Origin of the sequence: Microbispora rosea (assembly GCF_044460045.1) — a bacterium.
GTDB classification, from domain to species: Bacteria; Actinomycetota; Actinomycetes; order Streptosporangiales; family Streptosporangiaceae; genus Microbispora; species Microbispora rosea.
In genome coordinates, this window is record NZ_JBITJO010000012.1 from 60,314 (window position 1) to 74,690 (window position 14,377).

Annotated in this window: 13 protein-coding genes; 11 read left to right on the forward strand and 2 right to left on the reverse strand. The window is 70.2% G+C overall.

Features of this window, described 5'->3' with window-relative positions:
* The first annotated feature begins 67 nt into the window (after positions 1 to 67).
* The 9 genes from ACIBK1_RS34880 (at position 68) to ACIBK1_RS34920 (ending at position 9,148) form a co-directional block, all read left to right on the forward strand.
* A complete protein-coding gene (locus ACIBK1_RS34880) occupies positions 68 to 781 on the forward strand; it encodes a creatininase family protein (RefSeq protein WP_030511290.1) in 714 nt (237 codons plus the stop codon).
* A complete protein-coding gene (locus ACIBK1_RS34885) occupies positions 778 to 1,476 on the forward strand; it encodes an SDR family NAD(P)-dependent oxidoreductase (protein ID WP_197042867.1) in 699 nt (232 codons plus the stop codon). Before ACIBK1_RS34880 ends, ACIBK1_RS34885 begins: the two co-directional genes overlap by 4 nt.
* Positions 1,463 to 2,839 carry a dipeptidase gene (locus ACIBK1_RS34890; protein ID WP_396739973.1) on the forward strand — a complete coding sequence of 459 codons (1,377 nt, stop codon included), beginning with the start codon at positions 1,463 to 1,465 and terminating at the stop codon, positions 2,837 to 2,839. Before ACIBK1_RS34885 ends, ACIBK1_RS34890 begins: the two co-directional genes overlap by 14 nt.
* Entirely contained in the window at positions 2,836 to 4,029 is a 1,194-nt protein-coding gene (locus ACIBK1_RS34895) for a dipeptidase (protein ID WP_396739975.1), read from the forward strand. Before ACIBK1_RS34890 ends, ACIBK1_RS34895 begins: the two co-directional genes overlap by 4 nt.
* A 39-nt stretch (positions 4,030 to 4,068) precedes the next feature.
* Positions 4,069 to 5,793 (forward strand): DUF885 domain-containing protein, encoded by a 1,725-nt coding sequence (locus ACIBK1_RS34900; protein ID WP_396739977.1) that lies wholly within the window; start codon positions 4,069 to 4,071, stop codon positions 5,791 to 5,793.
* Positions 5,794 to 5,829: 36 nt separating this feature from the next.
* Positions 5,830 to 6,687, forward strand: coding sequence for an alpha/beta fold hydrolase (locus tag ACIBK1_RS34905; RefSeq protein WP_030511295.1), 858 nt, complete (start codon positions 5,830 to 5,832; stop codon positions 6,685 to 6,687).
* On the forward strand, positions 6,684 to 7,604 hold the full coding sequence (locus ACIBK1_RS34910; protein ID WP_051762454.1) for a succinylglutamate desuccinylase/aspartoacylase family protein: 921 nt from the start codon (positions 6,684 to 6,686) through the stop codon (positions 7,602 to 7,604). Before ACIBK1_RS34905 ends, ACIBK1_RS34910 begins: the two co-directional genes overlap by 4 nt.
* A gap of 126 nt (positions 7,605 to 7,730) precedes the next feature.
* On the forward strand, positions 7,731 to 8,315 hold the full coding sequence (locus ACIBK1_RS34915; protein ID WP_231514118.1) for a MaoC family dehydratase: 585 nt from the start codon (positions 7,731 to 7,733) through the stop codon (positions 8,313 to 8,315).
* Complete coding sequence (locus ACIBK1_RS34920) at positions 8,312 to 9,148, forward strand: HpcH/HpaI aldolase/citrate lyase family protein (RefSeq protein ID WP_396739979.1); 837 nt, start codon at positions 8,312 to 8,314, stop codon at positions 9,146 to 9,148. The genes ACIBK1_RS34915 and ACIBK1_RS34920 overlap by 4 nt, the downstream gene beginning before the upstream one ends.
* 117 nt (positions 9,149 to 9,265) lie before the next feature.
* Here the strand turns inward: ACIBK1_RS34920 and ACIBK1_RS34925 are convergent, their stop codons facing one another.
* Positions 9,266 to 9,670, reverse strand: coding sequence for an arsenate reductase ArsC (locus tag ACIBK1_RS34925; protein WP_396739980.1), 405 nt, complete (start codon positions 9,668 to 9,670; stop codon positions 9,266 to 9,268).
* A gap of 107 nt (positions 9,671 to 9,777) precedes the next feature.
* Positions 9,778 to 10,809 carry an inorganic phosphate transporter gene (locus ACIBK1_RS34930; protein ID WP_396739982.1) on the reverse strand — a complete coding sequence of 344 codons (1,032 nt, stop codon included), beginning with the start codon at positions 10,807 to 10,809 and terminating at the stop codon, positions 9,778 to 9,780.
* Positions 10,810 to 11,718: 909 nt separating this feature from the next.
* On the opposite strand from ACIBK1_RS34930, the gene ACIBK1_RS34935 reads away from it, so the two are divergent.
* Entirely contained in the window at positions 11,719 to 12,447 is a 729-nt protein-coding gene (locus ACIBK1_RS34935) for an aquaporin (protein ID WP_396739983.1), read from the forward strand.
* 251 nt (positions 12,448 to 12,698) lie between these two features.
* Positions 12,699 to 14,321: an OPT/YSL family transporter gene (locus ACIBK1_RS34940; RefSeq protein ID WP_076438076.1), complete on the forward strand. Its 1,623-nt coding sequence runs from the start codon at positions 12,699 to 12,701 to the stop codon at positions 14,319 to 14,321.
* Positions 14,322 to 14,377 lie beyond the last annotated feature (56 nt).

Consider the following 14,377-nt stretch of genomic DNA (forward strand, 5'->3'; position numbering starts at 1 on the left):
TTACGGTTGACCACTCCCAAGGTCGACATTGGTTTCACTTCGCATATCGAACGGAGTGTGAGGACCGGTGCGGGTCTTCGACAGCAACTGGATGCAGATCGCCGACTACCTCCAACGCGACGATCGCATCGTGCTCCCGGTCGGGTCGACCGAGCAGCACGGGTATCTCTCGCTCGGGACGGACGCCTTACTGGCCGAGCGTGTGTCGGTGGAAGCGGCGGAGCCGCTCGGCGTGCCGGTCCTGCCGGTCCTGCCGTTCGGCATGGCGCCGTACTTCGTGGAGTACCCGGGCAGCATGAGCCTGCGGATGAGCACCTACATCGAGGTGATCCGCGACCTGCTCAACTGCCTGGCCTCCCAGGGGTTCCGGCGGATCGCGGTGATCAACGGCCACGGCGGCAACGCTCCCGTCGCCGGCCTCATCCGCGAATGGGTGTGCCTGCCGCGCGAGGAACGGGTGGAGGTGCTGTTCCACAGCTGGTACAACGCGCCGAAGACGGCGGAGGCCGCGTCCAGGTTCGACGACGACCAGTTCCACGGCTCCTGGCTGGAGAACTTCGCCTGGACCAGGGTCGACGGCGTCGAGATCCCCGGCGGCAGCGCGCCGGTCCTGCCGAGGTCGCTGGCGGACAACGTGACCGCGCGCGAGATGAGGGAGCTGTCCCCGGACGGAAGCCTGGGTGGGGCCTACCAGCGCAGCGACGAGGACATGCGAATCGTGTGGGACGCCGGCGTGGCCGAGGTCCGCGAGCTGCTCGAGAAGGGATGGCTCGACCAGTGACAGCAGTCAGGGGCAGGGTCGCCGTCGTCACCGGCACGGCACACGGGATCGGGGCGGCCATCGCCGCCGCGCTCGAGGCGGACGGGGCCCGGGTGCACGGCGTCGACAAGGACACGGTGGACGTGACGGACTCGTCCGCGGTCGACGCCTTCTTCGCCGAGATCGGCGACGTCGACATCCTGGTCAACAACGCCGGCGGGGTGGTCGGCCAGGTCCACCACCCTCTGGAGGAGATCAGCGACGAGGACTGGTCCGCCGTGGTCGCGGCCAACCTGACCAGCACCTTCCTGTGCACCAGGGCGGCGGTGCCGGCCATGAAGCGGCGAGGCTTCGGCCGCATCGTGAACATCTCGTCGGGCGCGGGCCGCAGCGTCAGCCTGACCGGCATCCAGGCCTACGCCAGCGCGAAGGCCGGGCAGATCGGCTTCACCCGTCAGATGGCGCACGAGCTGGGACGGTTCGGCATCACGGTCAACTGCATCGCGCCGGGGTTCGTCCTGTCCAATCCCACGACGATCGAGCAGTGGGAGAGCTACGGCGAGCAGGGGCAGGCCGCGCTCGTCGAAGGCATCGCGGTACGCCGGCTCGGCCGGCCAGAGGACATCGCGCACGGCGTCCGGTTCTTCGTCTCGGAATCCTCATCCTGGATCACCGGTCAGACCCTCTCGATTGATGGTGGACATGCTCTCTTTTGATTCGACCGACGCCGCCTACCTCGACGAGCTCGCCGACTACGTCGCGGTGCCCAGCGTGAGCCGGGACGCCACCGCGGAGACCATGCGGACCGCGGCCGAATGGCTCGCGGCCCAGTTGTCCTTCGCCGGCGGACGGGTCGTCGACACGGCGGGTCACCCCGTCGTCCGGGGCGAGTGGCTCGGGGCGCCCGGCGCTCCCACCATCCTGGTCTACGGCCACTACGACGTGCAGCCGACCGGCGATCTCGCCGAGTGGCGCACCCCGCCGTTCGAGCTGAGAGTCGACGGCGACGTGATGCGCGGGCGCGGGGTCACCGACGACAAGGGCCCGGTCTTCATCGTGCTCAAGGTGGCGCAGGCGTTCATCGAGCAGGAAGGCGCGCTGCCGCTGAACGTCAAGTTCCTCTTCGAGGGGGAGGAGGAGATCGGCAGCCCCCACCTCCCCGCATACCTGCGCGAGCATGCGGACGAACTCGCGGCCGACCTGGTCATCTCGGCCGACGGGGCGATGTGGCGGCCGAGCGAGCCCTCGTTGTCGATCGCGTCCAAAGGCCTGGTGACGCTCGACGTCGAGGTCAGCGGCGCCGCCACCGACCTGCACTCCGGGCGTTACGGCGGCACCGTCGCCAACCCCGTGCACGCCCTGAGCGAGATCCTGGCCGGCCTGCACGCGGCCGACGGCCGGGTCGCGGTCGACGGCTTCTACGACGGGATCCCCGAGCTGAGCGACGAGCGCCGCGCCGCCATCGCGGCGGTGCCGTTCGACGAGGACCGCTACCGCGACGACCTGGGCCTCGACGGCCTCTTCGGCGAGGCCGGCTACAGCACGCTGGAGCGGCTGTGGGAGCGTCCCACCCTCGAGATCAACGGCGTCCTGGCCGGAGGCAAGTACACGGTGATCCCGCACGTCGCGACCGCCCACATCTCCTGCCGTCTCGTGCCGGGCCAGCGCCCGGAACGGGTGCTCCAGGCGATCACCGACCATGTGCTCGCCCAGAAGATCCCCGGCGTGCGCGTCGCCGTCCGCCCCGACAAGGGCGGGGTGCCCGCGTACACGATCCCCGCCGGCCACCCGGCGATCCGCGCCGCCACCGAGGCGCTCGCGCACGTCTACCCGGACCAGGATGTCCTGTTGGCCGTCATCGCGGGGACGCTGCCCGCGACGGCCCTGTTCGAGGAGGTCCTCGGCGCGAAGACCCTGTTCTTCTCCTTCTCCACCGCCGACGAGAACCTGCACGCGCCGAACGAGTTCATGCGGATCTCCCGGCTGCGCGAGGGGATGCGCGCCTGGGAGCGGCTGTGGCGGCTGCTCGCAGACGGGCCGCACCGGCTGGCGCCGGTCCGCAGGGACGGCACGCGGTGACCGTGGGCGCCTACGAGTCGTACGGCTACCTCACGCCCGGCGTCGACTTCCCGGACATCGAGCTGGCCCCCGAGTTCGGCCGCGTGCCGCCGTACGCCGGCGGCCTGAGCGAGCAGGAGCGGGAACGGGCCGAGCGGCTGCTGCGGGACAACGTCGTGGTCAGCCTGCACGACCATCCCGTCCGGTTCCCCGCGGACATGCGGCAGACGCCGGAGTACAACAGGACCGGACGCCAGCACACCGCGTTCGCCGGGCTCCTCGCGTCGGGCATGACCGTGGTGTTCGACAACATGATGGACGGCACCGCCTGCGTCACCGGCAACGCCCCGTGGCGCTGGCTCGACATCATCACCGACCTCGGCATGCGCCAGGCCGACATCGCCCACCAGTCCGACGTGATCGTGATCCGGACGATGGACGACATCGAGTACGCGCACCGGTCGGGCAAGGTGGGGCTGCTCTTCGGCCTGGAGGCGGCGACGCCGATCGAGAACGAGATCGATCGGCTCGACGTCCTGTACGGCCTCGGCCTCCGGCAGATCGGCATCGCCTACTCCGACGCCAACGCCCTCGGCAGCGGCCTGAACGAGACCACCGACGGCGGGCTGACCGACTTCGGCAGGCGCGCGGTCGCCAGGATGAACAGGCTCGGCCTGGCCATCGACATCTCGCACTCCTCCGACCGGACCGGCCTGGACGTCTGCGCCGTGAGCGAGCGCCCGGTGTTCATGACCCACGCCGGAGCGCGTGCGGTCTGGGACACGCCGCGGATGAAGCCGGACGACGTCCTGCGCGCGGTCGCCGAGACGGGCGGCGTCATCGGGATGTCGGCGGCGCCCCACACGACGTTGTCCGAGGCCCATCCCCGGCACACCATCCTGTCCGTGATGGACCACTTCCGGTACTGCCTGGACCTGGTCGGCATCGAGCACGTCGCGTTCGGGCCGGACACCCTCTACGGCGACCACGTCGGCCTGCACACCGTCTTCGGGCACCTGCTCAAGGTGGGCGCCGCGGCACCCGGCGGCCCCTCCTTCGAGAAGGTGGAGTACGTCGACGGGTTGGAGAACCCGACCGAGAACTTCCACAACATCTGCGGCCTGCTCGTACGGGAAGGGTTCTCCGACAGCGAGATCACGGCCGTGCTCGGCGGCAACATCCTCCGGGCGCTCGAGCGGATCTGGGCCTAGTGGCCCCTCCCGCGCCCCCGTCAACAGGAAAGAGGATCAGTGATTCCTGACGACCAGCCCCCGGCGGCCGCCGGGGCGGACGATCGGCTCGCCCAGCTCAGCGCCGAGTTCTTCCAGGTGAAGCACACGGCCGACCCCTTCAGCGCCACACTGCTCGGCGTCTCGGGCTTCGACGGGCTGGTGCCCGACCCCAGCCGCTCCGGCTCCGCCGCCGACGCCGCGAAGATCGCGGACATCGAGCGGCGGCTGGCGGAGATCGACCCCGGCGGCCTGAACCCGGCCGACCGGATCAACCACGCGGTGCTCGGCCGCCTCGCCTGGGGCGTGCGGTCCGATCTGGAGCACGGGCTGTGGGAGACGGGGGCGTCCGCGGACGGCTACTCCTCACCGCAGGCGATGATGTTCATGTCGGTCCCGGCGGCGTCCCTCTCCGACGCGGTGGCCGTCGACCAGTACCTCCGGCGGCTTACCGCCCTGCCCGCGTTCGTCGACGCGATCCTCGACCGCTATCGGGCGGCCAAGGAGGACGGGCGCATACCCACCCGCGTCGGCGTCGGCCAAGCCATCGACCAGCTCACCGGGCACCTTTCGCTGAGCCTGGCCGACGACACCCTGCTCAGCCTCCGGCTGCCGGCCGGCGTCGACGAGGGGAGCGTCAGGGCGCGCGCGTCCCACATCGTCGAGGAGTCCGTCCGTCCCGCGCTCCGGCGCCTGCTCGCCGGCCTCAGGGACGAGTTGCTGCCCGTGGCCCGGCCCGACGAGCGGGTCGGCGTCCGCTTCGTCCCCGGTGGCGAGGAGGGCTACCGGGCCGCGGTGCGGCGCCACACCACCACGGACCTGTCTCCGGAGGAGATCCATCAGATCGGCCTCGACTGTCTCGCGGAGCTGAGACAGGAATGGGCCGAGCTGGGCGGCCGGGTGCTCGGCACGAGCGACGTGGGCGAGATCCTGGCCCGGCTGCGGGACGATCCTTCGTTGCGGTTCGGCTCGGCCGCCGAGATCGTCGACGTGGTGACCGACGCGCTGCGCCGGGCCGAGGAGGCCCGCGACGACTGGTTCCCGGCGTACGACATCGCCGACTGCGTCATCGAGGAGATCAACCCGATCGAGGCGGGCAACGCCGCGCTCGCCCACTACCGGCCGCCGGCGGGCGACGGGTCCCGGCCCGGCGCCCACTGCGTCCTCACGGCCGACCCGAAGGAACGGTTCGTGTACGAGTACGAGGCACTGGCCTTCCACGAGAGCACGCCCGGGCACCACCTGCAGATCGCCTCCGCGCAGACCTTGACGGACCTTCCGGCGTACCGGCGTTTCCTGGACGCCGAGGTGTGCGGGTACGTCGAGGGCTGGGGCCTGTACAGCGAACGGCTGGCCGACGAGATGGGCCTGTACACCTCGGACATCGCCCGGCTGGGGATGCTCTCGTTCGACGCGCTGCGCGCCTGCCGGCTGGTGGTGGACACGGGCATGCACCACCTCGGCTGGTCGCGGAGGCAGGCCATGGAATTCATGTGGGACAACACCGCGACGACGCGGGCCAACGTCCGCAACGAGATCGACCGCTACATCGCATGGCCCGGGCAGGCGCTGGCGTACATGATCGGCCGTCGCGAGATCCGCCGCCTGCGGGCCGTGGCCGAGGCCCGGCTCGGATCCCGGTTCGACATCCGCGCCTTCCACGGGACGGTGCTCGGCAACGGCGCCGTCCCCCTCGGTGTGCTCGACCAGATCGTGGCCGCCTGGATCGACTCCGCGGCGGCCTGAGCCAGGGCGCCCGCGTTTCCTCAGCAAGGAGTGCACATGTTCGTGAACATCAATGGTGCGCGGCTCAACGTCGAGGTCCTCGGCGAGGAGGGCGCCCCCGTGCTGATCGCCCACCACGGCGGCGGGGGCATCGGCTCGCTGGCGGAGCCGAAGGCGACCTTCGGCCCGCTGTCCGACCTGTTCCGCGTCGTGGTGTTCGACGCCCGCGGCTGCGGCCTGAGTGAGGGAGTCCCGCCCTACTCGCACGCCCAGTGGGCCGCCGACGTCGACGCGCTGCGCGAGTGGGCCGGCGCCGAGACGATCGTGATCGCGGGCGGCTCCTACGGCGGATTCATCGCCATGGAGTACGCGATCGCCTACCCGGACAGGGTGCGGGCGATGATCCTGCGGGACACCTCACCGGACCGGACCAACCTGGAGCTCGCCCACGAGAACGCGCGCACGCAGACCCGGGTGGAGCTCGACTGGGAGAACTACGAGCGCTATTGGAGCGGCAAGATCCGCGACGACGCCGACCTGAAGGCCCGCTGGGCCGAACTGATCCCGCTGTACGACCACGAGTACGACCCGGAGAAGGCGGCCGCGCGGGTCGAGGCCGGCATCTACCGCCACGAGGCGCACAACTGGTGCTTCCAGCAGAACGCGCCGATCTACGACGTCAAGCCGCAGCTTCCGTCCGTGACCTGCCCCACCCTCGTCACCGTGGGCCGCCACGACTGGGTGACCCAGGTGTCGTCGTCGGAGACGATCGCCTCCCTCATCCCGGACTCCACGCTGGTCGTCTTCGAGAAGTCCGGGCACTCCCCGCAGATCGAGGAGGCGGAGCTGTTCCAGCAGACGATGCGCGACTTCCTCGCCGAGGCGCTGCCGGACCTCGGAACGGCGGTGCGATGATCGAGCGGCGGACTCTCCGCATCCCCGGCCTCGGCCCGGACGGGCTCGACATCCCGTACTTCGACATCCGGGGCCGCGGAGACGGGCCGCGACTCACCGTGCTGTCCGGCGTGCACGGCGCCGAGTACGCCTCGATCGCGGCCGTCCGCGAGTTCGTGCGGAACCTCGACGACAACGGCGTCTCCGGGCGGATCGTCGTCGTCCCCGTGGTGAACGTGCCGGGATTCTGGGCCAGGACGCCGTTCGTCGTCCCGGTGGACGGCGAGAACCTGAACCGGAGCTTTCCCGGCGACCCTCGCGGCTCGTTCACGGAGGTGCTCGCGCACCACGTCTTCACCGAGTTCGTCCTCGGCTCCGACTACCTCGTCGACATGCACGCCGGCGACCTGCCCGAGTCACTGGAGCCGTTCACGATCTTCGAGGAGTCCCCGGTCGAGGCGGCCTCGCTGGAACTCGCCCTGGCGTACGGCGCCGGGCACGTCGTCAGGCAGGCCGCGGAGGCGCGGACCGTGGCGGGCAGCACGTGCGCGGCCGCGGCGGACGCCGGCATCCCGGCCGTCATCGCGGAGTCAGGCCAGAACGGCCTGCTCGACCGGGCGGCGATCGACCGGCACCTGGCCGGGCTGACCAACATCGCCAGATCCGTCGGCGTGCTGGACGGTGAGCCGTGGCCGGTGCGCGATGTCCGCCTGCACGAGGGGTGGCACTGGCTGCGTACGGACCGGGCGGGCTGGTGGGAGCCCGCCGTGGCGGTGGGGGAGCCCGTGCCGGCCGCCGGGCTGCTGGGAACGATGAGCGACGTGTGGGGTGAGGTCTTCGCCGAGGTGCGGGCGCCCGAGGCGGGCACACCGTTGTTCCTGACGAGCAGCCCGGCGGTATCGGCCGGCGGCCTGCTGCTGGGCCTGGCCCGTCACTGATCCCGCCGGGGGCGGCCCAGTACTCGCAGCATGACATCCATGGGAGCAGCCGCTTCCCGCCTTCGCCGCTCCGGGCATACCGAGGGCGGCACCGGCGTACAGACACCATCGACAAGGAGACCCGACGTGGACGAGAACGGAACCGCCTCCCCGGCGCCCCGAACGCCGTCAGTGAGCTGGGAGGGCCGTTACCTGGAGGATTTCGTCGTCGGCGACGTCTACCGGCACCCGCTCGGCCGTACGGTGACCGAGGTGGACAACTCATGGCTCACCCTGCTGACCCAGAACACGGCGGCCATCCACTTCGACCGGCACTACGCGGAGCGAACGCAGTGGGGCAGGCCGCTGGTCGACTCGACCTTCACCCTGGCCCTGGTCACCGGGCAGAGTGTGCACGACGTGTCCATGAACGTCATGGCGAACCTGGGCTGGGACCGGGTGCGCCTGCCCAATCCCGTCTTCGAAGGCGACACGATCTACTCCCAGTCGGAAGTGCTCTCGGTGCGCGAGTCGCAGTCCCGTCCCGACGTGGGCGTGGTGGAGGTGCGCACCATCGGGTTCAACCAGGACGGGGTGATCGTGATCAGCTTCGAGCGCACCCTTCTGGTCTACCGGCGGGGGCATGGTCCCACCCGCGCCGTCGTCGAACCCCGGTGGGACGAGAGGTCTCTGCGGGCCGCCGGTCTCGACCCGCGTCCCGGCACACCGTGACCGGGGCGTACGGGACGACGGCGCGGACCCTGCTCTTCGTGCCCGGGACCCGGCCCGACCGCTTCGCGAAGGCCGCCGCCAGCGGCGCGGACGCGATCATCATCGACCTCGAGGACGCCGTCGCCCCGCAGGACAAGGCACACGCGCGGGCGGCCGCCGCCGGCCACGTCTCCGTCCACCCGGCACTGGTCAGGGTCAACGGGATCGGCACGCCGTGGCACGATGACGACCTGGCGGCGCTCGCCGGGGCCGAAGGGCTGGCCGGAGTCGTCCTTGCCAAGACCGAGGCGCCGGAGCACGTCGCGACGGTGGCCGCCGTGCTCGGCCCGCGGGTACCGGTCTTCGCGTTGCTCGAATCCGCCCGGGGCGTACGGGACGCGGATCTCATCGCACAGGCTCCGGGCGTGGCGCGGCTTCTGTTCGGAAACCTCGACTTCTGCCTCGACGCGGGTATTCCCTCGCGGGGCGGCGACGAGCAGGGATTGTTGTTCGCGCGCAGCAAGGTCGTCCTCGCGGCGAGGGCCGCCGGGCTGCCCGGGCCCGTCGACGGGGTCGAGCCCGAGATCGACAACGAGGCGGCGACCCTGGGGGCCGCCCGCCGGGCGGCGGCCCTGGGATTCACCGGCAAGTTGTGTCTGCACCCGCGTCAGGTCGCTCTCGTCCGCAGCGCGTTCACGCCCTCGGATGGGGAACTGGACTGGGCCCGGCGTGTGCTCGACGTGGCGGCCGGATCCGCGGGCGCCGCCGTACGGGTCGACGGAGAGATGATCGACAGACCTCGTCTGGAGCTCGCCCGGCGCATCGTCAACTCCGTGGGGGAGGAGCCGGCGTGAAGCGGCCGGCCCGCGCGTCGTGCGGCTCGCGGGTGTGATCCTACGATCCGGCCGACGCGAAGGTTGTGGGCGTGGCCGGCGGCCAGGGACGTCAACCATGTGCTCCCGGGAAGCGCATCAGGGCTCCAGAAGCTCGACCAGCAGAGCCTTCACCCGGTCGTAGATCTCGTCTCTTATCACGCGCACCGCATCCAGGCCTTGCTCGGCCGGGTCGTCGAGTTTCCAGTCCTCGTACCGTTTGCCGGGGAAGAGAGGGCAGGCATCACCGCAGCCCATGGTGATGATCACGTCGGATACCTGGACGGCGTCGGCAGTGAGGAGCTTCGGACTTTCGGCACTGATGTCGATGCCGACCTCGCGCATGGCGTCGACGGCGACGGGGTTGACCCGCTCTGCGGGCGCCGAACCGGCTGAACGGACCTGGACGCGGTCGCCGGCCAGATGAGCGAGCCAGCCGGCCGCCATCTGAGAACGGCCGGCGTTGTGTACGCATACGAACAGGACGCTGGGCATCGGGGGCATGGGTGGTCCCTTCGATCCGCTGGAGCTCTCCTGATGGGAGGAGGCGGAACGCCTCACGTTGCCTGAGGCGACCAGGAGGGGCTGTCACGCCTCCGAAGCGGGTGCCGCTACGCAAGCAGGAGGTACGCCCCTGCGGCTACGGCGGCGGCGACGGGCGGTGTGCACAACCACGCGATCAGCAGGTCCCGGACGGTCTTCTTATTGAGCCTGGAGAGGTCGTTGGCCGCGATGCCGGAGATGGCGCCTGCCGACACCTGCGTGGTCGACATGGGCAAGCCCAGTATGGCGCCCAGTCCGACGAGGCTCGCGGTCGTGAGGTTGGCGGTGAAACCTTCGACATGGGGAATCTTGATAACGGAGTACGCGAGCCGGTCGGCGATGCGAGAGCCCGCCACGACACCTCCGACGGCCATGGCCGCGGTGACGGCGAACAGCAGGCCGGTCGGGGTCATCCCGCCCACCAGCGCGAAGGTGCCGATAGCGACGATCTTGGGCGCGTCGTTGAGGCCCCGGGAGAAGCTCGCCAGGCCGCTTGTCGCCCAGTGCGCGATTCCGATGGCTTGCTGCGCCTTGGTCGGCTCGACCTGTCTCGTCAAGGTCGCGACCGGCGCCGCGTCGCCGTCCGGGACCGGAGCCTGGATTCTCTCCCTTCTCGCCGTACGGATCGTCACGACTTTGCGGGTGACGATTCCTAAAACGGCTGAGATGGCGTAGGCCACCAGGATGCTCAGCAGCAGCGGCTGCACGACCTTCCCGAGCAGTCCGTTCCACTCGACGGCGGAACTGGCGAACAGGCTTCCGGCGCCGAGGAGCGAGCCGACCAGGGCATGGGTGGTGGAGACGGGCAACTTCAGGACGGTGGCCAAGACGACCCAGAAGATGGTTCCGATCAGCACCGCGACCGTGAAAGCCGGGGTGGGCTTGGCGGAGACGATGCCTTTGGAGAAGAGATCGGTCATCTTCGAGGCCAACGTCAACGAGACGAGGCAGCCGAGGGTGGTGGCCACGGTGCCCCACACGATGGCCGTGCGGATTTTCGTCACGCCCGCGCCGGCGAGCGTGGCGACACCCTTCGGCACGTCGTTCGCTCCGTTGGCGGCGGCCAGTAAGAGCACGAGCACAAGTACGAGCACTTCCATAGGAATGCCTCCGGGGGGTAGCGGTGCTCGTGGGGGAGCGCGCGCAGCGAGAGGTCTGGCTCGGCCGGAGTGGAACCGCCCGGCCACGGACCGGTTGCAGCCCCGCGCCGCCGCTGCCCAGGTCGAGCACCGGCTCGCCCGGTCCTACGTAGCTGACGGGATTTCCGCAGCCGAAATCCTGCTGCAATACGTCCGAGGGAATAGCCGCAAGGGATTGCGCATCAGAGCAGCACGGCCCGGCGCGGGGACCCGCGACGCGGCGCTGTGACGCTGTAGCGCTGTTGTACGGCCTGTCCGACGTTCACGCTGACATCACCGGCCTTTGAACCGTATATCCCCTGCCCGACGGCAATAGCGTCAGGACTATCGGAGCTATCGTCAAGACTTTTGAGTGAAGATCCTGTTAACGCCCTATTGACTGGTCCTTAACGGCCGGTGATTCCTCGGGCCGCTCGACGGTTTTCCTTTGACGAATGTGGTCCCGGCGCGGGCCGCTCGACGAGCTGGGGTGCGTTGACCGCGCCGGCGCTTCTGCGCCGCCTCCACCAGCCTTGATGGCCATCGCCAGCCGGGCCGTGCGGGGAGCTCGGCCCCTTGGTGATCTTGATGCGGTGCGGACGGTGGTGAAGGGCGATTCGCGTGCCCGCGCTGACCGGTTGCTCCACACCAGCCTATTTTTGGCCTGTCCGGAAATGGGTCATCGCGGCTAGGCGTTCGGCGCGGCAGTCAGGCGAACTTCGCGGAAATTGGCGCTACCAAATCGCATTGATATCTGTAAATATCGGTTCGGGTCGTGTGGCGACAGGTCGGCTGGCGCGGTGCGGCAGGACGTCATGCGGTATGTCATGTCCAGGGGAGGCCAAGCGTGCGTGACTCGGCAGCGCGTCTCGACCGGATCGGTGATTCTTGGTGAGCCCGGCGTTGCCCCGCCGGGCGCTGGCCGAGTACGTGGGCACGCTGCTGCTGGTGACGGTGGTGGTCGGGTCGGGGATCATGGGGCAGGAGCTTTCGCCCGATGACGTGGGACTCCAACTGCTGGAGAACTCGACGGCGACGGTCTTCGGGCTCGGGGTGTTGATCCTCGTTCTCGGCCCGATCTCCGGGGCGCACTTCAACCCGGTGGTCACGCTGGCCGACTGGTGGGTGCACCGCGAGCTTTCGCTCTCGGACGTGGGGGTCTACGCCGCCGCCCAGATCGCCGGCGCCATCAGCGGGGCCGTGCTGGCCAACGCGATGTTCGGAAAGGCCGCCGTCACCTGGTCCACGCACGACCGCTCGGCCGGGCACCTCCTGCTCGGCGAGGCGGTCGCCACGGCGGGGCTGGTGCTCGTCGTCTTCCTGCTGGTCCGTGCGGGGAACGCCCGCCTGGCGCCGGTCGCGGTCGCCTCCTACATCGGCGCGGCGTACTGGTTCACCTCGTCGACCAGCTTCGCGAACCCGGCCGTGACCATCGGCCGGGCCTTCTCCGACACCTTCGCCGGGATCGCCCCGTCCTCGGTGCCGGGGTTCGTCGTCGTCCAGCTGATCGGTGGCGTGATCGGTCTCGCCCTGGTCTCCGGGCTGTACGGCCGCGATCCGGGCGCGGTCACGGCCGGACGTGTGAAGGCCGACCCCCTGCTCGCCGATCGCACGCTGTGATCTGGCGGAATTGGCGGACATGCTGTATGGCGTAATTCCGAAAAGTATCGTAATGGTCGCGTAACACGAGCCCGGCGCACGAATTGGAAATCTTGTCAAGACCCTTGACCATTGACGCGAGACCCTTTTAATGTGCATTTGCCGCGTACATCGATAGTTATCAATGTAGTTCACCTGGTCGAGATGGGGGGCGCTCTGTGGGAGGAAAGGAGCGCACCGTATCCTCCGCTCCATCGCATTCGGCTCTGGCGGTGGACGCCCTTGCCGGCTGGCGGGGATCGTACGTCTGGGCCACGCTCATCGGCCTGGCCATCGGCGTGCTGCTCTGCGTCCTCAACGTGCTGGTCCTGTTCCGCACCGGCACGTCCTTCGGAGGGTCGGCGCTGGTGGCCGCGCTGGGCGCGGCGCTGCTCCGGGTGGCGGGGGCGCTCAGTTGGCAGGGTCTCTTCGTCGTCTTCTCCATCGCGTCCAGCGGATACATGGCCACGGCCGCGCTGGACACCGGCATCGGAGCCGTCGTCCTGCGGGCCGGTGAGCTGCCGGCCTGGGGTTTCCTGGTGGTGCTGGCGATGGCCGCGAACGCCGTGGGCATCCTCCTCGGCGGGCTCGTCGCGCGGGCGCTGGTGGTCGCCGAGCGGCTGCCCTACCCGACCCTGAAGCCGGCCATCACCCTGATGGCGTCGCTCAGCAGCCCCAAGGACGGGGAGAGCGACCGGCTCGGCCGCATGCTTCCCATCGCCGCAGGCGTGGGCGCCGCGTCGGCCCTGGGAGTCGCCCTGTGGGGCCACGAGGTCACGCCGGAGGTCACGGGCACCCATCTGGCCCTGGCCCTCTCGCCGTTGTTGTACGGGGTCGGGTTCCTCATCGGCCCGCGCGCGTGCGCCTGGCTCGCGGCCGGCGCGGCGTACACCGTCGTCGTGTGGGCGGTCCAGGACGGCACAGAGGGCCGGTCCGTGGCGTACACCGACCATCTGTCCTATCCGTGGGTGCTCGCCGCCGGCGTCGGCCTCATCCTCGGCTACTCCCTCGCCTCGATCGCCCGGGTCCGCGGCCCGCTTGCGCGTTCCCTCCAGGGTGGCCGTCTGCTCCCGGGCCGTACGCGGTGGCTCGCCGCCGCCGTCCTCGTGGGAACGGCGCTCCTGGCGCTGGTGTACCCGTCCCTGCTGCGCTACCTCGGCTACGGCCTGCTCGGCGTCGTGCTGCTCGCCGTGATGACCGTGTTCCTCACCCGGGCCGGAGGCGAGATCGGGCTGGTGCCGTTGTCCCCGGCGCTGTACTTCAGCGTCGTCGCCTTCGCCATATCCGGCGCGGACCAGACGGCGGCGTTGCTCATGGCCTCGACCGTCTGTTGCGCGGCCCTCGCCGCCGTGTACTTCACCTACTCCGTGAAGGTCGCCCACGACCGTCCCGAGGGCCTGTCCGAGCCGCCCAGGCGGCTGACGGGCTGGACGCAACTGGCGGGCGGCCTGGCCGGCGCCGTGGTCGGCGTCCTGGTGATCGCGGTGCTCAGCCGCGCGGGTGTGCTCGGAGGAGGCTCCTTCCCCGCCCCCGTGGCCACCGCGGTCCAGTTCGTGGACGCCACCGTCCGGGGATCGACCGAATACCCCGCCACCGTGGCCCTCGCGCTGGCCGTTTCGGGCCCACTGGGCCTGGGCCTGGCCTTCACCTCGGCCATGCCCACGATGATCGGCCTCGGAGTGCTGCTTCCCCCCGCCGACTCGCTGACCCTCGCCGCCGGAGGCCTGACCCAGTGGCTGCTCACCCGTCGCAACCCCGGGCGGCGCAGCGGCACCGAGATCGTCGCCTCCGGTCTGATCATCGGCGAGGGCCTGATCACCGTCGCGGTGCTCATCGTGCGGGAGGTCCTGCGGTGACCCGCCACCTGGGGCACGCGCCCCACCAACGACTCTCTCCGCCGCGTCGCGGCGGG